Source organism: Haloarchaeobius amylolyticus, assembly GCF_026616195.1.
GTDB lineage: Archaea > Halobacteriota > Halobacteria > Halobacteriales > Natrialbaceae > Haloarchaeobius > Haloarchaeobius amylolyticus.
Window position 1 is genome coordinate 1,769,289 of sequence record NZ_JANHDH010000001.1, and the last position, 23,796, is coordinate 1,793,084.

27 protein-coding genes are annotated in these 23,796 nt (G+C 68.7%); 9 read left to right on the forward strand and 18 right to left on the reverse strand.

The window, feature by feature from the left end:
* Positions 1-9: 9 nt before the first annotated feature.
* The 5 genes from thrS to NOV86_RS09135 form a co-directional block, all read right to left on the reverse strand.
* The gene (gene thrS, locus NOV86_RS09115; protein ID WP_267641030.1) at positions 10-1,944 is read right to left on the reverse strand and encodes a threonine--tRNA ligase; all 1,935 of its coding nucleotides are present in this window, start codon (positions 1,942-1,944) and stop codon (positions 10-12) included.
* A 278-nt stretch (positions 1,945-2,222) separates the two neighbouring features.
* Positions 2,223-2,720 carry a hypothetical protein gene (locus tag NOV86_RS09120; protein WP_267641031.1) on the reverse strand — a complete coding sequence of 166 codons (498 nt, stop codon included), beginning with the start codon at positions 2,718-2,720 and terminating at the stop codon, positions 2,223-2,225.
* 3 nt (positions 2,721-2,723) lie between these two features.
* A complete protein-coding gene (locus NOV86_RS09125; RefSeq protein ID WP_267641032.1) occupies positions 2,724-4,442 on the reverse strand; it encodes a b(o/a)3-type cytochrome-c oxidase subunit 1 in 1,719 nt (572 codons plus the stop codon).
* Positions 4,439-4,996: a cytochrome c oxidase subunit II gene (locus NOV86_RS09130; protein ID WP_267641033.1), complete on the reverse strand. Its 558-nt coding sequence runs from the start codon at positions 4,994-4,996 to the stop codon at positions 4,439-4,441. The genes NOV86_RS09125 and NOV86_RS09130 overlap by 4 nt, the downstream gene beginning before the upstream one ends.
* A 4-nt stretch (positions 4,997-5,000) precedes the next feature.
* On the reverse strand, positions 5,001-5,192 hold the full coding sequence (locus NOV86_RS09135; RefSeq protein ID WP_267641034.1) for a cytochrome oxidase: 192 nt from the start codon (positions 5,190-5,192) through the stop codon (positions 5,001-5,003).
* A gap of 176 nt (positions 5,193-5,368) precedes the next feature.
* On the opposite strand from NOV86_RS09135, the gene NOV86_RS09140 reads away from it, so the two are divergent.
* Genes NOV86_RS09140 through NOV86_RS09155 form a run of 4 tightly spaced genes read left to right on the forward strand, consistent with a single transcriptional unit; the run spans position 5,369 to position 9,322 of the window.
* Positions 5,369-5,560 (forward strand): DUF8131 family protein, encoded by a 192-nt coding sequence (locus tag NOV86_RS09140; RefSeq protein WP_267641035.1) that lies wholly within the window; start codon positions 5,369-5,371, stop codon positions 5,558-5,560.
* A 4-nt stretch (positions 5,561-5,564) separates the two neighbouring features.
* Complete coding sequence (locus NOV86_RS09145) at positions 5,565-6,107, forward strand: TlpA family protein disulfide reductase (RefSeq protein WP_267641036.1); 543 nt, start codon at positions 5,565-5,567, stop codon at positions 6,105-6,107.
* A gap of 7 nt (positions 6,108-6,114) precedes the next feature.
* Complete coding sequence (locus NOV86_RS09150) at positions 6,115-6,879, forward strand: sulfite exporter TauE/SafE family protein (RefSeq protein ID WP_267641037.1); 765 nt, start codon at positions 6,115-6,117, stop codon at positions 6,877-6,879.
* A gap of 25 nt (positions 6,880-6,904) precedes the next feature.
* A complete protein-coding gene (locus NOV86_RS09155; protein WP_267641038.1) occupies positions 6,905-9,322 on the forward strand; it encodes a heavy metal translocating P-type ATPase in 2,418 nt (805 codons plus the stop codon).
* 15 nt (positions 9,323-9,337) lie between these two features.
* On the opposite strand, the gene NOV86_RS09160 is transcribed toward NOV86_RS09155, so the two are convergent.
* From NOV86_RS09160 to NOV86_RS09200, 9 genes are all read right to left on the reverse strand, one after another.
* Positions 9,338-9,565 carry a hypothetical protein gene (locus NOV86_RS09160; RefSeq protein WP_267641039.1) on the reverse strand — a complete coding sequence of 76 codons (228 nt, stop codon included), beginning with the start codon at positions 9,563-9,565 and terminating at the stop codon, positions 9,338-9,340.
* 130 nt (positions 9,566-9,695) lie between these two features.
* On the reverse strand, positions 9,696-9,947 hold the full coding sequence (locus NOV86_RS09165) for a hypothetical protein (protein WP_267641040.1): 252 nt from the start codon (positions 9,945-9,947) through the stop codon (positions 9,696-9,698).
* Between the two features lie 158 nt (positions 9,948-10,105).
* Positions 10,106-10,639 carry an orotate phosphoribosyltransferase gene (gene pyrE / locus NOV86_RS09170; protein ID WP_267641041.1) on the reverse strand — a complete coding sequence of 178 codons (534 nt, stop codon included), beginning with the start codon at positions 10,637-10,639 and terminating at the stop codon, positions 10,106-10,108.
* Positions 10,640-10,843: 204 nt separating this feature from the next.
* Positions 10,844-11,389, reverse strand: coding sequence for a CDP-2,3-bis-(O-geranylgeranyl)-sn-glycerol synthase (locus NOV86_RS09175; protein WP_267641042.1), 546 nt, complete (start codon positions 11,387-11,389; stop codon positions 10,844-10,846).
* 25 nt (positions 11,390-11,414) lie between these two features.
* Entirely contained in the window at positions 11,415-12,137 is a 723-nt protein-coding gene (locus tag NOV86_RS09180) for a maleate cis-trans isomerase family protein (protein ID WP_267641043.1), read from the reverse strand.
* A 2-nt stretch (positions 12,138-12,139) separates the two neighbouring features.
* Positions 12,140-13,738, reverse strand: coding sequence for a hydantoinase B/oxoprolinase family protein (locus NOV86_RS09185; RefSeq protein WP_267641044.1), 1,599 nt, complete (start codon positions 13,736-13,738; stop codon positions 12,140-12,142).
* The gene (locus tag NOV86_RS09190; RefSeq protein ID WP_267641045.1) at positions 13,735-15,750 is read right to left on the reverse strand and encodes a hydantoinase/oxoprolinase family protein; all 2,016 of its coding nucleotides are present in this window, start codon (positions 15,748-15,750) and stop codon (positions 13,735-13,737) included. Before NOV86_RS09190 ends, NOV86_RS09185 begins: the two co-directional genes overlap by 4 nt.
* Position 15,751: 1 nt before the next feature.
* On the reverse strand, positions 15,752-16,960 hold the full coding sequence (locus NOV86_RS09195) for an Nramp family divalent metal transporter (RefSeq protein WP_267641046.1): 1,209 nt from the start codon (positions 16,958-16,960) through the stop codon (positions 15,752-15,754).
* Positions 16,961-17,094: 134 nt separating this feature from the next.
* On the reverse strand, positions 17,095-17,637 hold the full coding sequence (locus NOV86_RS09200) for a ribbon-helix-helix protein, CopG family (protein WP_267641047.1): 543 nt from the start codon (positions 17,635-17,637) through the stop codon (positions 17,095-17,097).
* A gap of 29 nt (positions 17,638-17,666) precedes the next feature.
* Between NOV86_RS09200 and NOV86_RS09205 the strand changes: the two genes are divergently transcribed.
* The 3 genes from NOV86_RS09205 to NOV86_RS09215 all read left to right on the forward strand — a co-directional run bounded on the left by NOV86_RS09205 (position 17,667) and on the right by NOV86_RS09215 (position 19,373).
* Entirely contained in the window at positions 17,667-17,789 is a 123-nt protein-coding gene (locus tag NOV86_RS09205) for a hypothetical protein (RefSeq protein WP_267641048.1), read from the forward strand.
* Positions 17,786-18,625 (forward strand): proline dehydrogenase family protein, encoded by an 840-nt coding sequence (locus tag NOV86_RS09210; RefSeq protein ID WP_267641049.1) that lies wholly within the window; start codon positions 17,786-17,788, stop codon positions 18,623-18,625. The genes NOV86_RS09205 and NOV86_RS09210 overlap by 4 nt, the downstream gene beginning before the upstream one ends.
* A 70-nt stretch (positions 18,626-18,695) precedes the next feature.
* The gene (locus tag NOV86_RS09215) at positions 18,696-19,373 is read left to right on the forward strand and encodes a DUF502 domain-containing protein (RefSeq protein ID WP_267641050.1); all 678 of its coding nucleotides are present in this window, start codon (positions 18,696-18,698) and stop codon (positions 19,371-19,373) included.
* Positions 19,374-19,430: 57 nt separating this feature from the next.
* On the opposite strand, the gene NOV86_RS09220 is transcribed toward NOV86_RS09215, so the two are convergent.
* The gene (locus NOV86_RS09220; RefSeq protein WP_267641051.1) at positions 19,431-20,384 is read right to left on the reverse strand and encodes a branched-chain amino acid transaminase; all 954 of its coding nucleotides are present in this window, start codon (positions 20,382-20,384) and stop codon (positions 19,431-19,433) included.
* Between the two features lie 72 nt (positions 20,385-20,456).
* Positions 20,457-20,816: an HVO_A0114 family putative DNA-binding protein gene (locus NOV86_RS09225; protein WP_267641052.1), complete on the reverse strand. Its 360-nt coding sequence runs from the start codon at positions 20,814-20,816 to the stop codon at positions 20,457-20,459.
* 111 nt (positions 20,817-20,927) lie between these two features.
* On the opposite strand from NOV86_RS09225, the gene NOV86_RS09230 reads away from it, so the two are divergent.
* Both NOV86_RS09230 and NOV86_RS09235 read left to right on the forward strand, forming a co-directional pair.
* Positions 20,928-21,749 (forward strand): NAD-dependent epimerase/dehydratase family protein, encoded by an 822-nt coding sequence (locus NOV86_RS09230; protein ID WP_267641053.1) that lies wholly within the window; start codon positions 20,928-20,930, stop codon positions 21,747-21,749.
* A 2-nt stretch (positions 21,750-21,751) separates the two neighbouring features.
* The gene (locus NOV86_RS09235) at positions 21,752-22,405 is read left to right on the forward strand and encodes a hypothetical protein (protein ID WP_267641054.1); all 654 of its coding nucleotides are present in this window, start codon (positions 21,752-21,754) and stop codon (positions 22,403-22,405) included.
* A 7-nt stretch (positions 22,406-22,412) separates the two neighbouring features.
* Here NOV86_RS09235 and ribB read toward each other — a convergent pair whose 3' ends face one another.
* Positions 22,413-23,084, reverse strand: a complete 672-nt coding sequence (gene ribB / locus NOV86_RS09240; protein WP_438266709.1) for a 3,4-dihydroxy-2-butanone-4-phosphate synthase — start codon at positions 23,082-23,084, stop codon at positions 22,413-22,415.
* 1 nt (position 23,085) lies between these two features.
* Complete coding sequence (locus NOV86_RS09245; protein ID WP_267641056.1) at positions 23,086-23,790, reverse strand: DUF120 domain-containing protein; 705 nt, start codon at positions 23,788-23,790, stop codon at positions 23,086-23,088.
* Positions 23,791-23,796 lie beyond the last annotated feature (6 nt).

Here is a 23,796-nt window from a genome sequence, read left to right on the forward strand (position 1 = left end):
GCGGTCGCGTCAGCTGAGGAAGTTCGGCTCGACGTGCTTCTGGTCGCGCTCGGCGCGAAGGTGCGCTAAGAACTCGTCGGTGTCGACGTCGTACTCCTGGCGCTCCTTGCGGTCGCGCACGGAGAGGTTGCCCGCCTCCTCCTCGTTGTCACCCACGATGATCATGTACGGCACGCGGTCGTTGTGCGCGCCGCGGATCTTGCGCTCGATGGTCGCGTCGCGGTCGTTGACCTCGACCCGGAACTCCGAGAACCGCTCTTTGACCTCGTAGGCGTACTCGAGGTTGTCGTCCGAGATGGGCAGGATGCGGACCTGCTCGGGCGCGAGCCAGAACGGGAACTTGCCCGCGAAGTGCTCGATGAGCACCATGAAGAAGCGCTCGTAGGAGCCGTACAGCGCGCGGTGGATCATCACCGGGCGCTCGTGCTCGTTCTCCTCGCTGACGTAGGAGAGGTCGAAGCGCTCGGGCATGTTGAAGTCGAGCTGGACCGTCGGGCCGTCCCACTTGCGCCCGAGGGCGTCCGTGAACGCGAAGTCGATCTTCGGCCCGTAGAACGCGCCGTCACCCTCCTCCAGGTCGTAGTCCATGCCGCGCTTCTCCAGCACCGAGGTGAGCTGCTCTTCGGCCTGCTCCCAGATCTCGTCGCTGCCGACGGACTTCTCGGGGCGGGTCGCCAGCGCGACCTCGAACTCCAGCCCGAAGGTGTCGAGGATCTGCATGATGATGTCCATGATGGCCTCGACCTCGGCCTCGATCTGGTCCGGGCGGACGAACAGGTGGCCGTCGTCGATGGTGAACGCCCAGACGCGGGAGAGCCCGGAGAGCTCCCCGCGCTGTTCCTTGCGGTAGACCTTCCCGTTCTCGGCGTACCGGATGGGCAGTTCGCGGTAGCTCCAGGAGTGGTCCTGGTAGATGGCCGCGTGGCCCGGGCAGTTCATCGGCTTCAGGCCGTACTCGTCGTCACCCACGTCGAACAGGAACATGTCGTCGTGGTAGTTCTCGTAGTGGCCAGACTGCTTCCAGAGGTCCGTCTTGAAGACGTGGGGCGTCTCGACGTACTCGTAGCCCGCGTCGAGGTTCATCCCCTCGATGAACCGCTCCAGTTCGCGCAGGATGGTCTTCCCGTTGGGGTGGTAGAGGGGAAGGCCGGGGCCCGTCACGTCCTGGATGGAGAAGAGGTTCATCTCGTTGCCGATCTTGCGGTGGTCGCGCCGCTCGGCCTCCTCCTTTCGCTCGAGGAACTGCTCCAGGTGGGACTCCTTCTCGAAGGCCGTCCCGTAGATGCGGGTCTGCATCTCGTTCTCCTCGTCGCCGCGCCAGTACGCGCCGGCGATCTCCATGAGCTCGATGCAGCCGATCTCGCCCGTCGAGGCGACGTGGGGGCCGGCACAGAGGTCCTCGAACTCGCCCTGGCTGTAGAAGGTGATGTCCGCACCTTCCTCGTGGAGCTCCTCCAGCAGCTCCAGTTTGTAGGGCTGGTCGGCGAGGCGCTCTTTCGCCTCCTCGTAGCTCACTTCCTCGCGCTCGATGTCGAGGTCGGCCTCGACGATGTCGCGCATCTCCTCCGCCAGCTCGGGCAGGTCGTCGGAGTCGATGTCGACGTCGTCGAAGTCGTAGTAGAAGCCCTCGTCGGTCGGCGGACCGATGGCGAGCTTCGCGTCCGGATACTTCCGCAGCACGGCCTGTGCCAGGACGTGGGCTGCGGAGTGACGCATGACCTCGAGGTACTCGTCGGACTGGTCCGTGACGATCTCGATCTCGGCTCCGTCGTGGACGGTCGCCTCCTTGGCGACGAGGTCGCCGTCGATCTTGCCGGCGACCGTGTCCCTGCCCAGACCGGGGCCGATCTCGTAGGCGACGTCCTCGACGCTCGCCCCCTGCGGGACCGCGAGTTCCGAGCCGTCTGGTAGCACTACCGCTATCTGTTGTTCTGATTTCGACATGGGTGACGTTCCTCAGGCTGGTCGGTGTCTGCCAACGCGAGAACCGGTAGGTGGAGTTGTGGGTTAGCGGGCGGAAACCCGACCTGTAAAGCAGACACCTACCATCGTACTCTTCAATATCCGGTTGTTGGGCAAAAGGGTTGCGTTTCGTTCAACCGGAAACGAGCGTGTGAATGTCTTACACAGTGGTCTGGCGGCCTGAGATAGAAAGCCCAGTGCGAAGATGTCATCGAAAAGTACGTTTCGGGATGTCGGTGCAGGCCCGGCGCCGGCGGCGGCTATCGTTCCTCGACCGGTGCCAGGGGCACCGAGTGCTGGTTCCGGACGGTGACGCTGTCGGCCTGCACGACCGTCGTGACGTTCAGCGAGTCGACCGTCGCGTCCGGGCCGACGGCCCACGACGCCGACACCGTGGCCGTCTCGTTACGCGAGAGCCGGCCGGTCGAGGCGTTCGCCGACAGCGTCGTACCGTCGGAAAGCGTCACCGCGTCGACCCGGAGCTCGTAAGGGTCGTTCCCCGTGTTCCGGACCGTCACCTCCACGACGAGCCGACGCTCACCGTCGACCGTCTCGAAGTGCGCGTCGGTCAGGCGCTCGGTCTGCTCGGTCGTCGGGACGACCTCGTCGCCGATACCGACGGGCTCGCGTTCGTCGGCCGGCTCCTCGCCGCCGAGGAGCTGGTTCGACACCAGCCCGAAGAACGTCGCCCCCTCGATGATCAGCGGGATGCCGATACCGATGACGACGAGCAGTCGGATGAGGGTCCGACGCTCCATCGGTCAGGGCGAGACCGGCGGCATGCCGGGCGAGAGTGCCCCGTCCGCGAGCAGGTCCATCACCGGGAGCCCGTAGGCGATGAGGATGAGCACGATGGCCAGCGCCGTCCAGAGCTTGAAGTTGTCGAGGATGCGCGGGCTGTCGCTCGGCCCCGACAGCGGCTCCGGGATGACGCCGTCGACGACGACCGTACTCTTCTCGCGGTCGGCGTTCCACGTGCCGGCGAACACCAGCCAGAACATGCCCAGGGAGACGAACAGGAAGACCGCCCCGATGGCGATCTGGAGTTGCATCTCCTGGACGGTCCCGAACGGCGTCTGGTAGGCGACGCCGGTGACGCGACCCCACTCCGGCTCGGCGGTGCGGCGCGGCAGACTCGCCAGGCCGGCGCGGTGCATCGCGTTCGACATGAGCGTCATGCCGAGGAACCAGACGAACGGCTGGGCCGTCGCGACCCCGCGGAACTGCAGGCGCTTGCCGGTGACCTGCGGCCACAGCCAGTAGGTGATGGCCATGAACGTCAGGGCCGAGGCGGTCCCGACGGTCAGGTGGAAGTGACCGGGCACCCACAGCGTGTTGTGGATGAGGTAGTTGATGTTCATCCCGGCGTTGATCATCCCGGAGAACCCGCCGGCGGCGAACATCAGGCCGGCGAGCGCGACGCCCGCGAAGGCCGGGTTGTCCCACGGCAGGGAGCGCAGCCAGCCGAAGCGGCCCTCGCCGCCGCGCTGGCGCGCCCCGTGCTCCATGCTGGCGACGACGGTGAACGCCGTCAGCAGGCTCGGCAGGAGCAGGAACATCGTGTTCGTCATCGCGACGAACTTGAAGCCACTCGCGATGCCGGGGTCCATGTACTGGTGGTGGAAGCCGACCGGCGTCGAGAGGATGAGGAACAGGATGAACACCACGCGTGCGAGCGGGTCGCTGAACAGCCGGCCGCCCGAGAGCTTCGGCAGGATGGTGTACCAGACGAAGTACGCGGGCATCAGCCAGAAGTACACGACCGGGTGGCCGAAGTACCAGAACAGCGTCCGCGTCAGCAGCGGGTCGACCGTCTCGATGATGCCGAGCGACCACGGCAGGAGGAAGAAGAGCACCTCGACGGCGACGCCGAAGGTGGAGATGTACCACATCAGCATGGTCGTCAGCACCATGAACGTCTGGAGCGGGACGCGCTCGTCCGGGTTGTCCTGCCGCCAGACGTAGTAGGTGCGGAACCAGTCGAGGCCGGCGATCCACGTCCCGACGAGGAACGCGGCCAGCCCGAAGTAGAAGATGGGGTGCGCCTTCAGCGGCGCGTAGAAGGTGAACAGCACGTCGGCCTGGAACGGCACCTCGCCCGCGAAGCCGCCCAGGATGGCGACCGTCGCCAGGACGGTGCCGAGCGCCATCAGCAGCACCCAGGCGCGGGTGATGTTCCGGTTCGGTATCGGCGTGTCCAGGCTCCGGGTGATGCCCCAGGTGAACAGGCCACAGATGAAGAACGTCGTGAAGATGAGCGCCAGCAGCACGCCGTGGCCCGTGAGGACCGTGTAGTAGTACTGCGACGGCATGATGCGCAGGGCGCCGGTACGGTGCAGCGCCTGCACCAGCCCCATCAGGCCGCCGACGAGGAGCGCCCCGAAAGCGATGCCCAGACAGACCCGGGTGACCTTCGCCTCGAACGGGTACTCGTCCACGAAGTGGGTGTCGGTGACACCTTCGAGTGCCTCGGTGCTCATGCGCTCACCCCCGCGGTGGCGTTCGTCGTGTTACCGCTCGACCCGTTGTACGTGTACTGGTCCGACGGGACGGCGATGACCTTGCCCTCCATGTTGTGGTGGTTCGCACCACAGTACTCGTGGCAGACGATGCCGTAGGTGTCCGGCTCGTCGAACCGGGTCTTGATGGTCGCGACCTGCCCCGGGATGACCATCGTGTTGATGTTCGTCCCGGCCAGCTCGAAGCCGTGGATGACGTCACTGCTGGTGATGTGGAAGGTCACGTTCGCGTCCGTCGGGACCCGGATGGGCCGGGAGACGTCGGGCGTCCCCGGGTTGTAGCTGAACTGTTTCGCGACGATGTAGACGTGGTACTCGTTCGGTCCCGTCTTGACCACGCCCGGGTCGGAGAAGTTCTCGTGCTCGTCGAGGGCCTGCGGGTCGACCTGCCCGCCGTCGTCGTCGACCATCTCGACCCCGGCCCCGATGGCGCCGTAGGTGATGGTCGCGATGAACCCCACGATGAGCAACAACGCCACACCGAGCCAGAGTTTCTCGAACCTGTGTATATGCATCGTGTCACCCGATCACCGTCGGTCCGTTACCGAGGAACTCGATGAAGTACATGAAGCCCCACAGGAGCACCAATATCAGGAAGTACACCACGATGAGCGAGGCCGTCCCCACCGGGTCGAACTCGTCGTGGCCGAGTTCACGGACGACCTCGTCCGGCTCCGAGACGTCCTCGGCTGCTGTTGCCTCCGAACTCATATCGACACCCCGTCTCTGGCGCACTCGCCCTGTGAGCGCGCGCGAACCGTACTGCTGCTCGTGCTACGCATAGACAGGCAGGCAGTTGTGGGCCAACCCCACTATAACAAGGGGTGAATTCTCATGCTGTTGGAACCGGCGGTAATCCAAAGAGGGAGGACGAAGTACACCGGTCTATGAACCTGGACCGAACGCAGCTCGTCGCCGGTGTCGGGTTGCTCGCGCTGATTCCGGCCGTACTGTACGTCGCGCTCGAAGAGCCGTGGCCGGCCATCCTCACACTGCTCAACGTCCTGCTCATCTCTGCCGGGCTCTACTACATGATGTCGCCGACCGAGCACGAGGACGACCACGCCGCAGGCCACTGAGCCGATGCGACGCCGGACCTTCCTCGGTGCCGCCGCGGGAGCCGCCGGCGTCGGCCTCGGGGTGGCCGCGTGGGCGACCGCCGGCCGCGAGGGCGACACGCTCGCCACGACCACCGTCGAGACCCTCGACGCCCGGGGGAGCGAGGCGGGGACGATAACGGTCCCGGCAGCCGACCGGCCGGTCGTCCTCGACCTCTTCGCGACGGTCTGTGGCCCCTGCAAGCCGCAGACCCGGGCGGTCGCCACCGCCCACGAGCGACTCGGCGACGCGGTCCACGTCGTCTCCGTGACGGGCGAACCCATCGGCGAGACGGGCGTCTCGCCCGAGGGCCTGCGCGAGTGGTGGCGCGACGCCCACGGCGACTGGACGCTGGCGCACGACCGCGAGGCCAGGCTCGTCCACGCGCTCGACGCCCGCCAGATACCCTTCCTCGCGGTCGTCACGCCCGACGGCCGCGTCGCCTACCGCGAGACCGCGCGCCCGGACATCGTCCCGGCGGACCGTATCGTCGCCGCGGTCGGACGCGTCACCGACGGGGGTGCCTGAGCTGCCGATGGCCCCGGACCCCGTCGGTCTCGGCGTGTTCCTCGTCGTCGGCCTCCTCGCCGGCGCGCACTGTCTGGGGATGTGCGGCCCCCTCGTCACGCTGTACGCCGACCGCATGGGCTCGGACCGCGACCGACTCTCCTTCCGGGACGTGCGCCAGCACGCCCTGTTCAACCTGGGCCGAACCCTGAGCTACGCCGCCATCGGCGCGCTGATGGGCCTGCTCGGGATGCTCGTCTTCGACGCGGCCGCGGTGACGCCGGTGGCAGACGGCTTCCGGGCCGTCACGGGCATCCTCGTCGGCGGCTTCATCCTCGTGACCGGCGCGGGCTACCTGCTCCGGGGGAGCACGGCCGGTCACGGCGTGTCGATTCCGGTCGTCGGGGGTCTGTTCCAGCGCGTCTACGGCGCCCTGACGGCCCGCGTCGACTCGTGGGTCCGCGGCCCCCGCATCGTCGGGCTCGGCGCGGTCCACGGCCTGCTCCCGTGTCCCATCATCTACCCGGCGTACCTCTACGCGCTGGCGACCGGCTCGCCCGTCGCGGGCGGCCTCTCGCTGGGGGTCCTCGGGCTCGGGACCATCCCGACCCTGTTCGCCTACGGGACGCTGTTCCAGTCGGCCGACGCCCGGTGGCGCTCGCACCTCCACCGGGGGCTCGGCGCCGCGTTCCTCGTCATGGGGTACATCCCGCTGTCACACGGGTTGCTGCTGCTGGGCATCCACGTCCCGCACATCCCGCTGCCGATGCCGGGGCCGACCATCCCCGCCTGACATCGTCTCCACCGCCGCTGTCACCATGAGCCAGCACGACTCTCCCGCGGAACCAGCCGAGGACGACGCCACGGACAGCGACGAGTGTTCACTCTGCGGCCTGCCGACGCCCGAACCGCCAATCACCGCGGCCGACGTGGACGGCACGTTCTGCTGCCAGGGCTGTTGCGAGGTGGCGCGCCAGCTCGGCGACGTGGCGGACGTCGAGAGCCCGGACGACGTGCGCGACGCCTTCGACGACGCCACCGGGGCCGTCGAGGACGCCGAGACGACCTACCTCGCGGTCGACGGCATGCACTGTGCGACCTGCGAGGCGTTCCTCGAGGGGTCCGGCCGGCAGCACACCGGGGTCGTGGACGTGGACGCGAGTTACGCCAGCGAACTCGTCCGGGTGCGCTTCGACCCCCGACAGGTGTCCGAGGCGAGCCTCCCCGACCTGTTCACCACCGCGGGCTACCGCGCCCGGCTGCTGGACGAGGAGGACGAGGACGACGGGACCGAACTCATGCGCCTGCTCGTCGGCGGCTTCTTCGGGATGATGACCATGCTGTGGTACGTCCTCTTCCTCTACCCGGCGTACCTCGGCGTGAACCCGGACGACCTCCTGCTCGACGTGAGCGGGGTCGCTGGGCAGTACCTGCTCGCCAACATCGTCGTGATGACCACGGTCGTCCTCGGCTACACCGGCTACCCCATCCTGCAGGGCGCGTACGTCAGCCTGCGCTCTGGCATCCCGAACATGGACCTGCTGGTCGCACTGGCCGCGGTCAACGCCTTCGTCTACTCCGTCGGCGTCCTGCTCACCGGCGGGGCCGAGGTGTACTTCGACATCACCGTGGTCGTCGTCATGGTCGTCTCCATCGGGAACTACTACGAGAAGCGCATCAAGCGCCGGGCGACCGACCGTCTCGGCGAACTCACCGAGGAACAGGTCAGCACGGCCAGAAAGCGACTCCCCGGCGGCGAGACCGTCGAGGTCTCGGTCGACGACCTCACCGGAGGCGAGGCCGTGCTCGTCAAACCGGGCGAACGCGTCCCGGTCGACGGCACGGTGAGAGAGGGTACCGCCGCGGTCGACGAGTCGCTCGTCACGGGCGAGTCGGTCCCCGAGCGCGTCGATTCGGGCGACGAGGTCGTCGGTGGGGCGGTCGTCACCGACGCCCCGCTGGTGGTCGAGGTGGCCGCGGACGCCCAGAGTACCCTCGACCGCCTCGTCACGCTCATGTGGGACATCCAGACCGGCCGGACCGGCGTCCAGCGCCTGGCGGACCGCCTCGCCGCCGTCTTCGTCCCGCTCGTGCTCACCATCGCGGTCGTCGCCGCCGGCTGGCAACTGGTCACCGGCGCGGGCGTCACGGGGGCGCTGCTCACCGGCCTCGCGGTGCTCGTCGTCTCCTGCCCGTGTGCGCTGGGGCTGGCGACCCCACTCGCGGTCGCCTCCGCGGTCGGCGCCGCCCTCGACGAGGGCATCGTCGTCGGCGACTCCAGCGTCTTCGAGACCGCGACCCAACTCGACGTGGTGGCCTTCGACAAGACGGGGACGCTCACCACCGGGTCGATGCGGGTCCACGACGTGGTGCCCCGCGAGGACACCGACGACGAGTCCCTGCTCGCGCGGGCAGGCGCGGTCGAATCACTCTCGGAGCACCCCATCGGCGAGGCCATCGCCGAGGCGGCCCGCGCCGACGACGCCACCGACCCCACTGCCGCGACGGTCACCGACTTCGAGACCCACCCGGGCCGCGGTGTCTCGGCCGAGGTCGACGGTGACCGGGTCGTCGTCGGCCACCCGGACCTGTTCGCGGCCCGCGACTGGCCCGTCCCGGAGGCCCTGCTCGCCCGCGCCGACGACGCCCGCGCGACCGGGAACGTCCCGGTCGTGGTCGGCTGGGGCGGCACCGCCCGGGGCCTGGTGGTCGTCGGCGACGACGCCCGCGAGGACTGGGAGCCGGTCGTCGCCGACCTCGCCACCGACGAGCGCGAGGTCGCCGTCATCACCGGGGACGACGAGCGCGCCGCCGAGCGCTTCCGCGAGAACCCCGACGTGGACCACGTCTTCGCGGGGGTTCCACCCGAAGCCAAGGCCGAGATCGTCGACCGCCTGCAAGAGCGCGGCACCGTCGCGATGGTCGGCGACGGGAGCAACGACGCCCCCGCGCTGGCGACCGCCGACCTCGGCGTCGCCATGGGGGGCGGGACCGCGCTCGCGGCCGACGCCGCCGACGTGGTCCTCACCGAGGACGACCTCGCCGCCGTCTCGCGGGTGTTCGACCTCACGCGGGCCGCGAGACGCCGGGTCCGCCAGAACCTCGGCTGGGCGCTCGCCTACAACGCCATCGCCATCCCGGTCGCCGCGACGGGCAACCTCAATCCCCTGGTCGCCGCGGTCGCGATGGCCGCGAGCAGCCTGCTCGTGGTGGCGAACTCCTCGCGGTCGCTGTGACCACGCCGGAAGCGCTCACTCGTCCGCCCCCGGACCGGCGGCGCCGACGATGGCCAGCCCGACGAACAGGAGTACGAGACCGGCACCGATACCGAGCAGCTGCGTCCAGATGGTGAATGGCTGGACGTAGCTGGCCGCCATCGGGTCGGCGGTCCGCCGACCAACGAACGCGGCAGCGAACGCGAGGCCGCCCAGGGCGACCGCGCCCCCGGCGTACCGGCCCACCCGTTTCAGGACATCCATACACGGCCGGTCACGCGACGGTTACAAAAATGTCACTGCGGCAGCTGGAAACTGGGCTGTGGGCGGCACCGACACGCGGTCGAGCGCTGCCGCTTTCGGGATGACAGCGTAGCCGAAGAATCAGACCGGTTCAGGGCTCGAACTCGACGTCCGGCGACTCGCGGGGCTTCTTCCGGCCGAGGATCCACGCGGCGCCGACGACCATGAGGCCGAACAGGACCGAGACCCCGAACAGCCCGGTCAGTTCGATGCTGACGCCGGCGTCCGTCAGCAGGAGGTACGCCCCCACCGAGATCAGGACGCCCGCGATGAGCAGGAACACGGCCTGGATTATCTCGAGGTTGATTCCGGGTCCGGCGTTCCGACGTGCCTTGATGCTCATGACAGCTAGAGAAAGGTGAGACAACAGGATAAAGACGGAAGCCGATTCCAAACTCCTGAGAACGATAGCCGGCGTCGGGGTGGGCCCGAAATCGTGTGGACAACCGGGACCCTTCAGCCGACAGGAACGACCGGGAGCGCCCGGACGTGACAGGGGGGCTACTCCTCGGCGTCGGCCAGCAGTTCGCTCGCCGTCACGAGCGCCTCCATCTCGACGCCGGCCTCGGCGAGGTTCTCGCGGCCGCCCTCCTCGCGGTCGACCACGATGAGCGCGCGGTTCACGACCGCGCCGGCGTCACGGAGCGCCTCGACCGCGTCCACGGCGGACTGGCCGGTCGTCGCGATGTCCTCGACGACGATGACCTCCTCCCCCTCCTCGAGGTGCCCCTCGACGAGGTTCGCGGTGCCGTACTCTTTCTGTTGCTTCCGGGCGATGACGTAGGGTCGCTTCGCCTTCAGCGCGGTCGCCGCGACCAGCGGGACCCCGCCGAGGGCGACGCCGGCCAGTTTCGCGTCGGAGTCGGCGACGCGCTCGGCGAACGCCTCGGCGATGAGGTCGAGACAGGTCGGGTCCGTCTCGAAGAGGTACTTGTCGACGTAGTACTCGCTGGTGCCGCCGTGGCTCAGTTCGAACTCGCCGAACTGGACCGCGTCGGCCGCCTTCAGGGCCGCGATGAGTTCCTCGGACGCCATTGCTCGTCAACGGGACGCGGGCGAGCATAAGCCCCGTGGATTCGGTCTGGACTCGCCCGCGGGTTCAAACGCGATGCCGGCACAGACCCGTCGTGGTCTGACCGGAGCCGGGTGTCGTCCAGCGGGTGTACGGCACAGCGACGCCCGACGGAGCGGTGTGCCGTCTGTTCGCCATCCCTCACTCCGACAGCGACCGCGTTCGGCCTACCACGGCTCCTCCTTCAGGTGCAGCGCGTACGCGATGCCGTTCGTCCCGAGGTGCAACAGCGGCGTGACGACGACGACGACGACGAGCACCGGCACGGTGAACACGTCGCCGAACCAGCCCGGGGCCGCCAGCGCCGTCAGCGCGAGCGACGCGACCACGAAGTCGAGCTGGTCGAGGCCGGGGAACGAGGCACCGCGCTCGCGCCCGGTCCGCCGCTTGAGGAACGAGGCGACGATGTCGCCGAGCATCGCGCCGAACGAGAGCGTGAAGGCGACGAGGAGCGGGAACGTCGGGAGTGCCACGCCGAGCAGCTCGCTCGCCGGGTCGGCGATGGCCGACAGAACGAGCGCCAGCGCCATCCCGGCGAGGGTCCCCCCGATGGTCCCCCGCCAGGTCTTGCCGTCACCGAGCAGGCGGCGTCCGTTCAGGGTCCTGCCGCCGTCGATGGGCGGGCCGCCGCCGAACAACACCGCGGCGTTGTTCGGGACGTACGCGGGCAGCATCGCCCAGAAGGCGAGCACGACCGTCGCGACGATGTCCATACTCGGTCGAAAACAGCCCTCGGTCTTAACGTCCTGTGATTCGTCCGAGGTGACCCGGGACGCAGTCGGTCGGCGCTCCGGCGGCCCGGAGCGCGTCCCACAGCGTCGCCGTGTTGCTCGTGACGACCGGCACGCCGAGCGACGCCTCCAGGTCGGCGACGGCCGCGAACGTCCGGTAGTTGGTGCACGAGACGAAGACCGCATCCGCCGCGACCTCGTCTCCCACGGCCTCGCGGACCTGTGCCTCGGCATCGCCCGGCGTGAGCGCGCCGATCTCGGTGTTGGCCTCGATGCCGCGGCCGTCGACGCTCGTGACGGTGACGTCCTCGGCCTCGAGGAAGTCCACCTCGCGGTCGTTCAGGTCGTCGGTGTACGGCGTGACGAGCGCGACCGACCCGGCGTCGAGCGCGTCGAGCGCTCGCTTCACCGACCGGGCGGTCGCGACCGCCGGCGCGTCGGTCGCTGCCGAGAGGTCCGCCTCCAGCTGCGTGTCGAAGCCGGGGCCGTGCAGCAGGCTTCCGGTCGTGCAGGCGTAGGCGACCACGTCCACGTCGGCGTGGGCGAGGCGCTCGGCCGCGGCGACCGCGTCGTCGGCCATCGCGTCGAGTTCCTCGACCGTGACGTTCTGGAGCGGCATGCGCGCCGCGTGGAACGACACGCCGCCGGGCAGGGTCGCCGCCAGCTCGCGCTCGACCGTCGTGTTCGACGACGGGACGACGACGCCGAGCCTGGTTGGTTGCTCGGTCATGGTCACACCTTCTCGTCGGCCTGGTCGGCCTCGCGAGCGTCCTCGTCGCGGTCGGCCGGGTCGCCGTGGCCGCCGCCGCCGGGCGTCTCGACCGTGACGGTCGTCCCGGCCTCCACGTCCCGCGTGGTCTTCGCGGGCACCGACTCGCCGTCGATACGGTTCTCGCCGGCCGCGCCGTCCTCGCCGCCGGCGACGCCCTTCGCCGCGTGCCGCCGGCGTTCCGTCAGGAGCGAGACGGTCGCGTCCGTCTCGACGGTCACGGAGCGGACGATGCCGAGGCCGCCGCGGTGCTCGCCGTCGCCACCGCTCCCCTCCCGGAGTCCGTACTCCTCGACGCGGAGGGGGTACTCGGCTTCGAGCGCCTCGACCGGCGTGTTCAGCGTGTTCGTCATGCCGACGTGGACCCCGTCGGTCCCGTCACCGGTGGGGCGCCCACCGGCGCCGCCGCCGATGGTCTCGTAGTAGCTGAAGCCGTTCGCGTCGCGGCTGCCGATGACGAGGTTGTTCATCGTGCCCTGCCCCTGGGCCGGCACCCGGTCGGGCGCGGCCTCGGCGAAGGCGGCCAGCACCACGTCGGTGACGCGCTGGCTCGTCTCGACGTTCCCGCCGACGACCGCCGCGGGGGCGGTCGGGTTGAGCAGCGAGCCCCCGGGTGCCTCGACCGTGATGGGATCGTAGCAGCCCTGGTTCGGCGGGATGTCCGGGTCGGTGACACAGCGGACGACGAAGTAGACCGCGCTCGTGGCGACCGCCAGCGGCGCGTTCACGTTCCCGTCGACCTGGTCGGCGGTGCCGGCGAAGTCGACCGTCACGTCGGTCCCGTCGACCGTGACGGTCGCCTCGATGGGGATGTCGTCGTCGGTCTGGCCGTCGCCCTCCAGCACGTCGCGGGCGTGGTACTCGCCGTCCGGCAGGGCCTCCAGTTCGGCCGTGATGCGGTCGCGCGAGTAGTCCATCACGGCGTCGAAGGCCGCGACGATGCGCTCCTCGCCGTGCTCGTCGACGAGGTCGCGCAGGCGTGCCTCGGCCCGGTCGTTCGCGGCGAGCTGGGCGCGGATGTCGGCCTGGCGCTCGCCCGAGTTGCGGACGTTCGCCAGTACCATGTCCATCACGTCGTCGTTGACCTCGCCACCGATGGCGAGCCTGACGGGGGGCAGGCGCAGCCCTTCCTGGTAGATCTCGCGGGCGCCGGCCGGCATGCTACCGGGGCTCATCCCGCCCACGTCGGCGTGGTGGGCGCGGGAGACGGCGTAGCCGATGATCTCGTCGGCGTCGTCGTCGACGGTCATCGGCGAGACCATCGTCACGTCCGGCAGGTGGGTGCCGCCCTGGAACGGGTCGTTGAGCACCCACACGTCGCCCGGCTCGGGGTCCTTCGCGATGACCGCGTCGACCGCGGCCGGCATCGCGCCGAGGTGGACCGGGATGTGCTCGGCCTGTGCGACAAGCCGGCCCTCGGCGTCGAACAGGGCCGTCGAGCAGTCGCGCCGTTCCTTGATGTTCGGGGAGTACGCGCCGGTGATGAGCACCTGGCCCATCTCCTCGGCGACGCCCTCGAACTGATTTCTGAGAATCTCGAGCGTGACGGCGTCGAGGCTCATTCGGCATCACCTCCGTAGTTCATCACGAAGGTCCCATCCGGCTGGACCGCCCCGGACCACGCCGGCGGCACGACGACCGTGCTCTCGTCCTGTTCGAGAATCGCCGGGCCGGCGACCGTCTCGCCGACCGGCAGCGACTCGCGGTCGTACACCGCGGTCTCGTGGAACTCCTCGCCGAAGAAGGCCTGCCGGGTGCCCTTCTGCGGGTCCTCGCCGGCCTCGTAGCGTACCGAGACCGCCTCGCGCTCGGCGACGGCGGTCGCCCGCACGTTGACGAGTTCGACCGGTTCGTCCATCCGGTAGCCGTAGGTCGTCTCGTGGGCCTGGTGGAAGCGGTCGGCGACCGTCTCGGCGTCGAACTGTGCGTCGACCGGGACGGTGAGCTCGAAGCTCTGGCCGAGGTAGCGCAGGTCGGCGGCGCGTTCGACCGTCGCCTCGGCACCCTCTGCCACGTCGTCCAGTACCTGCTCGCCGAGGTCGTCGTAGGCCGTCTCGACGCGGTCGCGGTCGAGGTCCGCGAGTGGCTGGCGGAGCGTCCGGACCGCGTCGTGCTTCTCGTCGGCCGCGAGCAGGCCGTACGCCGAGAGGACCCCGCAGGCCCGCGGGACCACGACGGTCCCCACGTCGAGTCGTTCCGCGAGGTTCGCGGCGTGCATCGGGCCCGCGCCGCCGAAGGCGACCAGCCCGAACTCGCGCGGGTCGTGGCCGCGCTCGACCGTCACGGCGCGGATAGCTCGCGTCATGTTCGCGTTCGCGACGCGGTAGACGCCCCGGGCCGCCTCCAGCGCGTCGTCCAGCCCGGCCGCGTCGGCCAGGTTCGCGAGTGCGTCCTCGGCGGCCGCCTCGTCGAGGGAGAGTTCGCCGCCTAGAGCCGAGGAACCGCCGATGTAGCCCAGCACGACGTTCGCGTCCGTGACCGTCGGCTCGGTCCCGCCGCGGCCGTAACAGGCCGGACCGGGGTCGGCGCCCGAGGACTTCGGGCCGACCCGGAGCGCGTTGCCCTCGTCGACCCACGCGATGGAGCCGCCCCCGGCCCCGACGGTGTTCACGTCGACCATCGGGACCCGGATGGGCCGGCCGTTGATCTCGGCGTCGGTGGTGCGCTCGGCCGCGCCGTCGCGGACGAGGCTCACGTCGCTGGAGGTCCCGCCCATGTCGAAGGTGACGAGCCCCGAGAGGTCCTCGGCGGCGTCGCCGGCGGTGGCGGCCGCACCGACCACGCCGGCCGCCGGGCCGGACATCGATGTCGTCACGGGGCGCTCCCGGACCGTCTTCGCGGCGGCGATGCCGCCGTTGGCCTGCATGATGCGCGGGGCCGGGACGCCGCGCTCCTCGGCGCGTTCTTCGAGGCGACCGAGGTAGGCGTCGATGGCCGGCTTCACGTAGGCGTCGACCACCGTGGTCGAGGTGCGCTCGTACTCGCGGAACTCCGCGAGCACCTCGTGGCTGGCCGAGACCGGCACGTCGAGTTCCTCGCGCAGTATCTCGGTGACGCGGGCCTCGTTCGCCTCGTGCTGGTAGGCGTGCAGCAGGGAGACGGCGACGCTCTCGGCGTCGCTCGACTCGATGCGGTCGGCGACCTCGCGGACCGCGTCCTCGTCGACCGCCTGCTCGACGCCGTCGATGGTGGTCCGTTCCGGGACCTCGAACCGGCGCCGGCGCGGGACGAGTGGGTCTGGTCGCGTCTCGTCGAAGTCGTAGAGGTCCGGCCGGTCCTGCCGGGCGATCTCCAGGACGTCACGGAAGCCCGCGGTCGTGACGAGGGCGGTCTCGGCGCCCTCCTCCTCCAGCAGGGCGTTGACCGAGACGGTCATCGCGTGCGTGAAGGCGTCGACCGCGGCGGGGTCGATGTCCGCCTCGGCGCAGGCCTTCTCGATGCCCTCGACGACGCCGACGCTCTGGTCGGCCGTGCTCGGCACCTTCGCGGTGACGAGGTCGTCGTCTGGTGTGAGGAGGACGACGTCGGTGAACGTCCCACCGACGTCGACACCGACGCGTGTTCGGTCGCCCACCTCAGAGCACCCCCGCGATGGAGAGCAGCGTCCGGACCCCGAGCCAGAGCGCGATTGCCGTGACGATGGCGCCGAGGACGTTCTGTACGGTGGAGTTGGTGTACTTGCCGAGGATGTCGCCGTCGTTCATCACGTAGATGAGGAAGATGGCGACGATGGGCAGGAGGACGCCGTTGGCGACCTGCGCGAAGACGATGGCCTGCACCGGGCTGTAGCCGGTCGCGGAGAAGACCACACCGACGAGCAGGATGGCGCCCCAGACCGCGCGGAAGCGCGTGGACTTGAGGTCGCGCTCCCAGCCGAGCGCGCCGGCCGTCGCGTAGGCACCGGCCAGCGGCGCGGTCGTCGCGCTGGTGAACCCGGCCGCGAACAGGCCGATGCTGAACAGCACCTTCGCCTGCGTGCCGACGAGCGGTTCGATCTGCTCGGCCATCGTGCCGACGTTGTCGATCTCGGTCCCGACCGGGAACGCGGCCGCGGCCGTGATGAGGATGGCACAGGTGATGGCCCCACCCAGCACGATGGAGAGGATGGTGTCGGTGCGGGACTCGGGCAGGTCCTCCGGCCCGTCCCAGCGCTCCTGGACGCTGCTCGCGTGCAGGAACAGGTTGTAGCCGACGACGGTCGTCCCGACGAGGCCCGTGATGAGGAACGCCGAGCCCTCGGGGACCGACGGGACGAACCCGGCGGCGACCTTGCCGAAGTCCGGCCCGATGATGATGGCGTCGAGGACGAACGAGAACGCCATGATGGCGATGAGGCCGATGAGGGCCTTCTCGATGAGTTTGTAGCGACCGGTCCACAGCAGCGCACCGGCACAGAGGCCCATCACCGGGCCCCAGACGTTCTCGCTGATGCCCGTCATCGTGGCGAGGCCCGCGGCCCCGCCGATGATGTTCCCGGTCTCGTACGCCGCCGTCCCGATACCGATGGCCGAGACGACCAGCGCGATGGCGACGTACGTCGCCGCCGGGTTGTCGAAGCGTTCGCGCAGTGCCTCACCGAGCCCCTCGCGTGTGACGAGCCCGAGTCGTGCACTCATCTCCTGCAGGACGATGGTCGCGATGACCGAGAACGCGATGGTCCACAGCAGCGCGTAGCCGAAGCGTGCGCCCGTCACGCTCGCCGTCGTCACCGTGCCCGGACCGATGAAGGCCGCCGCCACCATGGCCCCCGGGCCGACCGCCTTGAGTCGTTGTACGATGTTCATGGTTGACTATGTACGGCACTATGTCACACAGAAACCCTCTAAAAGGTATTTGAGAACGTCGAACACGGGCGTCTCACGGGTTGTGAAGTCGTATGAACGAGTGTGAAGCCGTGGGTCGGGCCGCGGCGGTCTCCCTACTGCTCGACCGCGGTGAAGATGACCTTCGAGAGCCCCTCCTCTATCTCGAGTTCGAACGGGAGTCGGGCCGCGCTCTCCTCGATGAAGCCGGTCATGAACCACTTGACCGACTCGGTCGGGAAGACGACGTGGTAGGTCTGGCCCTCGCTCTCGCGCACCGTCAGGAAGCCACAGAACGAGAGCCAGTCGAGCAGTTCGCCGAGGGAGTCGAAGCGGTCCTCGTACTCGCGGGCGTGGAACGCGGCCACCCGGTCGGCCGCCTCCACGAACTCGGGGGCCGGTTCGCCGTCCTCGTTCTCGACGTAGTCGAGGAAGCAGTGCAGGAAGTCCACGTCGAGCAGCACGTGCTCGCCGCTGGAGAGCATCTGGTGGTACGCCTCCAGGTTCGCGTCGGCGTCCGCGGTCGCCGCCTCGAAGTTCGCCGCGTAGAACGACAGCGCCTGCCGGACCAGTTCGCTCTGTGGTTTCCCCGTCCGACTGGTGAGCGACTCCAGTGCGGTCACGGCGTCGTCGTCGAGCGAGACGGTGATGCGGTCCATTACGTGGTCAGATGTACGTCCCCCCAGATATGGCTTCCCCTGTCACCCTCGCGCCGGTGGTCTCCACCCTCGTCCGCCGGAAACCGGGCGAGAGGATGGCCGACGCGGACCATCAACCACTTTATATCGTCGGGCCGGAGTTCCGGACATGATTCCCCCTATCGCCTCCCGGTTCGTCGCTGGCGAGTCGCCAGCCGAAGCCATCGACCACGCCCGCGAGTGCAACGAGGGCGGCGTGAAGGTCATCCTCAACCTGCTCGGCGAGCACTACGAGGAGCGCGGTCCCGCCGAGGCGGACGCCGAGGCGTACGTCCAGCTGGTCGAGGACATCGGCCGGTCCGACATCGACGCCTGCATCTCGGTCAAGCCCTCCCAGATCGGCCTCGACGCCGGCGAGGAGGTGTTCGACGACCTGCTCGGGCGCATCGTCGAGCGCGCCACCGAGGCCGGCACCTTCGTCTGGGTCGACATGGAGGACCGCCACACCACCGACGCGACGCTCGACGCCTTCGAGAAGTACACCACACAGACCGACGGGAACGTCGGGCTCTGCGTCCAGGCGAACCTCAAGCGCACCGAGGAGGACATCGAGCGCCTCGCGGACCTCCCGGGGAAGGTCCGCCTCGTGAAGGGCGCCTACGACGAGCCGAAGGAGGTCGCCTACAAGCAGAAGTCGAAGGTCGACGCCCAGTACGAGCAACTGCTCGAGTACATGTTCGAGCACTTCGAGGACGGCATCGCGGTCGGCAGCCACGACCCGAAGATGATCGACCTCGCCGCCGACCTCCACGAGGAGTACGGTACCCCGTACGAGGTCCAGATGCTGATGGGCGTGCGCGAGGACGCCCAGTTCGACCTCGCCGAGCAGGGCGTCGAGATGTGGCAGTACGCCCCCTACGGCGACAAGTGGTTCCAGTACTTCTACCGCCGGGTCCGCGAGCGCAAGGAGAACCTCACCTTCGCGCTGCGGGCGGTCCTCGGTCGGTGACCGGGGGTCGGTATCGAGCATCGTCCGATAGGAACAAACCCATTACCCCCGGGAGTGATATCTCGCCTATATGTCCTCGTGGAAGCGTGACTTCGCGTCCGGGCTCATCGTCGTCATCCCTGTCCTCGTCACGGTCTTCGTCATCGCGTGGCTCTACGACAAGGTGGCCGCGGTCACCCCGAGGCGGGTCATCGAACCCTCGCTGCTGACCGACCTCGGGTTCACCCAGAGCACCGCGCTGACGCTCATCCAGCCCTTGCGCGTGCTGGCGGTGCTTGCCGTCTTCGTCGTCTTCGTCTTCTCCGTCGGCTATCTCATGCGGACCGCGGTCGGTGGCTTCTTCGAGGAGATCATCGACGACATCGCGAACCGCGTCCCCGGCCTCCGCGTCGTCTACAACGCGTCCAAGATGGCCGCCGAGACGGCCCTCGGCGGCACCGACGCGCTGCAGGCCCCCGTCAAGGTCGAGATGTGGGGCGGCATGCGCATGACCGCCTTCAAGACCGGCAAGCGGACCGACGACGGCCGCGAGGTCATCTTCCTGCCGACCGCCCCGAACATCACCACCGGGTTCGTCATCGAGGTCGACCCCGACGACATCACGGAGACCGACGAGAAGGTCGAGGACGCCCTCACCCGCATCCTCTCGGCCGGGTTCGGCGACGCCGACCGGATGGGCGGGCAGATTCCCATCGAGGAACTCACCGGGGGCACCGACGAGGACAGGAAGGCCGACGACGAGAACTGACCGCTCGGACGGATCCTCTCGCTGCGGGAAAAGAACCCGAAGAGTGCTATCGCCGGCTCAGACGTCGACGTAGTCGAACCACTCGTCGTGGTCGTCGGTGCGGCGGTGGACCACGTCGAAGAAGCGCTGCTGGATCTCCTCGGTGACGGGGCCGCGCGAGCCGTTGCCGATCTCGACGTTGTCGACCTGGCGGATGGGCGTGACCTCGGCGGCGGAGCCGGTGAAGAACAGTTCGTCGGCGGTGTTGAGTTCGCCACGCGAGATGGTCGCGCCGTCGTGGACCTCGTAGCCCAGCTCCTCGGCGAGCGTGATGACGGTCTCGCGGGTGATGCCGTCGAGGATGGACTCGGCGAGCCCGGGCGTGTAGATCTCGCCGTCGCGGACGAGGAAGATGTTCTCGCCGGGGCCCTCGGCGACGTTGCCCTCCTTGTTCAGGACGATGGCCTCGCGGAAGCCGTTGCGGCGGGCCTCCTCGCCGGCCAGCAGGCTGTTGACGTACAGGCCGGTCGTCTTCGCGTTCGTCGGAATCTGGCTGGAGGAGTGCTTGCGCCACGAGGACACCTTCACCTTGATGCCGTTCTCGAGGGCGTCCTCGCCGAGGTACGCGCCCCACGGCCAGACCGCGATCATCGTCTTCGTCGGGCACTCGCCCGGCGAGACGCCGAGGCTCTTGTAGCCGTAGTAGACCAGCGGGCGGATGTAACACGAGCGCAGGTTCTGCTCGCGGATGAGCGTCTTCGTCGCCTCGGTCAGCTCCTCGGGCTCGTGCTGGATCTCCATGTCGTAGGGCTTGCACGAGTTGTAGAGGCGTTCGACGTGTTCCTCCCAGCGGAACAGCGCCGGCCCCTCCTCGGTGTCGTAACAGCGTGCACCCTCGAAGACCCCGGTCCCGTAGTGCATGCCGTGGGAGAGCACGTGGATCTGTGCGTCGTCCCAGTCGACGAACTCGCCGTCCATCCAGATGGTGTCGAGCTCGTCGTTCTCCTCACGCATCTCGTCGAACGTAGCCATGTCAATGACTGCTGGGGAGACGGCAATAAAGATACCGCGATTATTGCCGGCGAGCCTGCCGGCGTCGTGACATCACGACAGGGGGATGGTGACCTCGATCTCGTCGAACTTCGGGACCGGACGGACCGACTTGTCGTGTTCGACGAGGTCGACGAGCCCGAAGCTCGAAAGCGCCTGGAGTCGCGTCTCCACGTCGGCCAGGTCGTGGTCGACCGCGGCGGTCAGGCTCGCCATCGTCGTCGGGTGTTCGTCCTGCAGCGTCCGCAGCAGTCGGAGGTTCGTGGGGGCAAAGAGCCGGGCGAGTTCCTCCTCGCTCCGGATGCTGAGTGCGTCGCGGTCGCCACCGCCGAGGCGGGCGTAGAACTCCTCTGCGGATTCGAGGCGCACGCGGAGGGTGTCTGTCTCGGGACCAGAGTCCGGTCGCATCGCCATGTATCCAGCACCACGGCCACAACGCTTAAATTTGACCTTGATGGCCGGAGGGGACCGGAATCACGTCTCTGCCAGTGACATTAAGAGACCTGCTCGGTAACCGTTGGGCCGATGGATGTCCTCGTCACTGGTGCCTTCGGACGGGTTGGGACCGCACTGATCGAACATCTCGACGACGAGTACTCGTTCCGCTACTTCGACCGCGCCGATGCCCCGGGATACGACCCGGTCGTCGGTGACGTGAACGACTACGAGGCCTTCGCGCCAGCGTTCGAGGGGCAGGACGCCGTCGTCCACCTCGCGGCGGCCGCGGCCGTCGATTCCGACTGGAACGACGTGCTCGAGAGCAACCTCATCGGCGTGCGGAACTGCCTCCGGGCAGCCAGAGAGCACGAGGTCGAGACGGTCGTCTTCGCCTCGTCGAACCACGTCGTCGGCATGTACGAGGAGGAACACGCACCCGACCTGTACGAGCCCGACCATCCGCTCACGCTGGACCACACGGCGCCGGTCCGTCCCGACTCCTACTACGGGACCTCGAAGGTGTGGGGCGAGGCCCTCTGTCGGTACTTCGTCGAGAACTTCGAGTACCCGAAACAGGCCTACCAGCTCCGCATCTGCAGCGTCCGATACCCCGAGTACGACCACCCCTACGGCGATGCCGAGCGTGGTGTAGACGACGGGCGCTGGGACCGCGATAGCCCGGAGTACCGGGAGGCCGTCGCCCGGCTGAAGGCGACCTGGCAGTCCCGGCGCGACATCGCCGACCTCGTGCGGTGCTGTCTGGACGACGACGAGGTGACGTTCGACATCTTCTACGGGGTCAGCGACAACAGTCGGCGGTGGTTCGATATCGACCACGCACGGTCGGTCGTCGGGTACGAACCAGAGGATTCTGCGGACGAGTGGGACCGACCGCCGGAGACGGAGTGACGATGTCGAGCGACGACGACCACGACGACGTCACCCGGACGAACACTCCGGAGACCGACTCTCGTATCGCCATCGAGACCGACAAGAGCAACGAACAGACCGTCTACAACCAGTACTGGAAGCACGCCCGTCACGTCGAGAACCAGCTGTGGTCATACACCCGTATCTGGGCCGTCATCCTGACCGGGATATTCACCATCGTCGGGTCGGACCTCCCGACGACCGCCCAGGCAGGCGCGGCCTTCTTCGGGGTGCTCCTCTCGTTCCTCGGACTCTTCATGGTCTACACGCTGCGAATCCCGTTCATCGCGTTCACCCTGAAGTCCGAGGCGCTGGCCATCGACCAGTTCGACCTCGACACCGAGTACACGCGGTTCATCAACGACTGGGTGACCGTGGACGACGACGGTGACATAACGACCGTCGATTTCAGCGACGACAAGGGTATCGACGTCCCCGACATCCTCGTCGGTATCTACACCCTCGTGATGGGGGCGATGCTCTACCTCTTCTGTGACTTCGTCGGCTACAGGACCGCCGGGATGGTCGTTGCGGCCGCGACGACGGTCGTGATACTCCTCGTCTACTGGTTCGTGATGAAGACCAGACACGAGGCGACCGCCGAGCGCGTCGTGCGCGACGTCGTCGAAGAATGAGCGCTGCCTACCCCAGTCGCGCCACGAGGTCCGCGCCTTCCACGTAGGGAATCCCCTCGCGGTCGGCGTAGGCCCGTGCATCGGCAGGCATCAGGGCCTCACCGGTCTCGTCGTCCAGCATCTCGCAGACGACGACGGCGGGGGCGGTCTCGGCCGCCTCGGCGAGGGCGATGCCAAGTTCGGTGTGGCCGAGGCGCTGGTCGAGCAGGTCCGGGGCGGCCCGGAGCAGGTGGACGTGCCCGGGCGCGCGGAACTCCTCGACGAAGGGGAAGCCGGCGGGGTCGGCGGCGGCCTCGCCCAGTTTCGTGATGGTCAGGGCGCGGTCCGAGTCCGGGATGCCGGTGAAGGTGTCGCGGTGGTTGACCGTCAGCGAGAACGACGAGCGCTCGTCGTAGCCGAGTTCGTGGTCGGCGGTGAGGGGATGGTCCAGTTCCTCCTGGAGGAACGGGAGGTCGAACGCCTCCGCCACGGCGTCCGAGAGCGCGACACAGACGAGGCCACCAGCGTCGTTGCGCATGCGGGCGACCGCCTCTGCGGTCACGCCCGCGGCCGGGTAGACGAGGTCCGTCTCGCCCTCGCGGTCGGCCGCGTCGTGGATGGCGACCGGCCCGCCGGCCCGGAAGGCCGCGATGGCGCGGTCGACGGCGCTCTCGGCGTCGCTGTGCGTGCGCTGGGACATATCACTGCTCCTCGACATAGATGGTCACGTGGTCGTCGTCTGCGAGGGCGAGGACGTCGCGGAGGCGCTCGGGGGCGATGATCTCCAGCTGGTCCTCGTCGTGGTGGGTTCGTTCGGGGGCGATGGTGTGGGCGGTCTCGTAGGTCTCGCCGTCGGCGGTCTCGATGGTCGCCGGGTAGCAGACGGCGGGGCCGTAGGTCCGGTCCTCGTCCTCCCAGCCGTCGATGGGGACGGGGCTCATCGACTCCATCGCGGAGCGCCGGCGGACGCTCTCGTCGTCGAGTTCGACGTTGAGAGTGCCCGCGAAGGGTTCGTAGCCGAGGCGGTCCTCGAACTGTTCCATGTAGCCGGGCAGGGAGATGTAGTGGCGGCCCTCGCCCATCCCGCTGGTGACGGTGCCGGCGAGTTCGACGCTGGAACGGCCCTCGAAGATGGCGCGGTAGTCCTCGTACTCGCTGCGGAGGGCGCGTTCGCCCTCGTCGGTGAGGCTGACCCACTGGCCGTCGCTGACGGTCTCGCGGGTGACGAGGCCGGCGTCCTCGAGGCGCTGGAGGCGGCGCGAGGCCGTCTGGTTCGACGCGTCGAGTCGGTCCGCGAGCCCGGCACACGAGACCTTGACCTCGCCGTCGATGGCCCCGTCGAGGGCCAGCAACTTGGCGACGGCGAGTTCGTCGTGGCCGACCGCGACCGACGCTGTCTCTGACATGGCAGT

Coding starts and splice junctions, on each gene's coding strand:
- thrS (WP_267641030.1), bottom strand. CDS start 1,944: ATGTCGAAATCAGAACAACAGATAGCGGTAGTGCTACCAGACGGCTCG.
- NOV86_RS09120 (WP_267641031.1), bottom strand. CDS start 2,720: ATGGAGCGTCGGACCCTCATCCGACTGCTCGTCGTCATCGGTATCGGC.
- NOV86_RS09125 (WP_267641032.1), bottom strand. CDS start 4,442: ATGAGCACCGAGGCACTCGAAGGTGTCACCGACACCCACTTCGTGGAC.
- NOV86_RS09130 (WP_267641033.1), bottom strand. CDS start 4,996: ATGCATATACACAGGTTCGAGAAACTCTGGCTCGGTGTGGCGTTGTTG.
- NOV86_RS09135 (WP_267641034.1), bottom strand. CDS start 5,192: ATGAGTTCGGAGGCAACAGCAGCCGAGGACGTCTCGGAGCCGGACGAG.
- NOV86_RS09140 (WP_267641035.1), top strand. CDS start 5,369: ATGAACCTGGACCGAACGCAGCTCGTCGCCGGTGTCGGGTTGCTCGCG.
- NOV86_RS09145 (WP_267641036.1), top strand. CDS start 5,565: ATGCGACGCCGGACCTTCCTCGGTGCCGCCGCGGGAGCCGCCGGCGTC.
- NOV86_RS09150 (WP_267641037.1), top strand. CDS start 6,115: ATGGCCCCGGACCCCGTCGGTCTCGGCGTGTTCCTCGTCGTCGGCCTC.
- NOV86_RS09155 (WP_267641038.1), top strand. CDS start 6,905: ATGAGCCAGCACGACTCTCCCGCGGAACCAGCCGAGGACGACGCCACG.
- NOV86_RS09160 (WP_267641039.1), bottom strand. CDS start 9,565: ATGGATGTCCTGAAACGGGTGGGCCGGTACGCCGGGGGCGCGGTCGCC.
- NOV86_RS09165 (WP_267641040.1), bottom strand. CDS start 9,947: ATGAGCATCAAGGCACGTCGGAACGCCGGACCCGGAATCAACCTCGAG.
- pyrE (WP_267641041.1), bottom strand. CDS start 10,639: ATGGCGTCCGAGGAACTCATCGCGGCCCTGAAGGCGGCCGACGCGGTC.
- NOV86_RS09175 (WP_267641042.1), bottom strand. CDS start 11,389: ATGGACATCGTCGCGACGGTCGTGCTCGCCTTCTGGGCGATGCTGCCC.
- NOV86_RS09180 (WP_267641043.1), bottom strand. CDS start 12,137: ATGACCGAGCAACCAACCAGGCTCGGCGTCGTCGTCCCGTCGTCGAAC.
- NOV86_RS09185 (WP_267641044.1), bottom strand. CDS start 13,738: ATGAGCCTCGACGCCGTCACGCTCGAGATTCTCAGAAATCAGTTCGAG.
- NOV86_RS09195 (WP_267641046.1), bottom strand. CDS start 16,960: ATGAACATCGTACAACGACTCAAGGCGGTCGGCCCGGGGGCCATGGTG.
- NOV86_RS09200 (WP_267641047.1), bottom strand. CDS start 17,637: ATGGACCGCATCACCGTCTCGCTCGACGACGACGCCGTGACCGCACTG.
- NOV86_RS09205 (WP_267641048.1), top strand. CDS start 17,667: ATGGCTTCCCCTGTCACCCTCGCGCCGGTGGTCTCCACCCTCGTCCGC.
- NOV86_RS09210 (WP_267641049.1), top strand. CDS start 17,786: ATGATTCCCCCTATCGCCTCCCGGTTCGTCGCTGGCGAGTCGCCAGCC.
- NOV86_RS09215 (WP_267641050.1), top strand. CDS start 18,696: ATGTCCTCGTGGAAGCGTGACTTCGCGTCCGGGCTCATCGTCGTCATC.
- NOV86_RS09220 (WP_267641051.1), bottom strand. CDS start 20,384: ATGGCTACGTTCGACGAGATGCGTGAGGAGAACGACGAGCTCGACACC.
- NOV86_RS09225 (WP_267641052.1), bottom strand. CDS start 20,816: ATGGCGATGCGACCGGACTCTGGTCCCGAGACAGACACCCTCCGCGTG.
- NOV86_RS09230 (WP_267641053.1), top strand. CDS start 20,928: ATGGATGTCCTCGTCACTGGTGCCTTCGGACGGGTTGGGACCGCACTG.
- NOV86_RS09235 (WP_267641054.1), top strand. CDS start 21,752: ATGTCGAGCGACGACGACCACGACGACGTCACCCGGACGAACACTCCG.
- ribB (WP_438266709.1), bottom strand. CDS start 23,084: ATGTCCCAGCGCACGCACAGCGACGCCGAGAGCGCCGTCGACCGCGCC.
- NOV86_RS09245 (WP_267641056.1), bottom strand. CDS start 23,790: ATGTCAGAGACAGCGTCGGTCGCGGTCGGCCACGACGAACTCGCCGTC.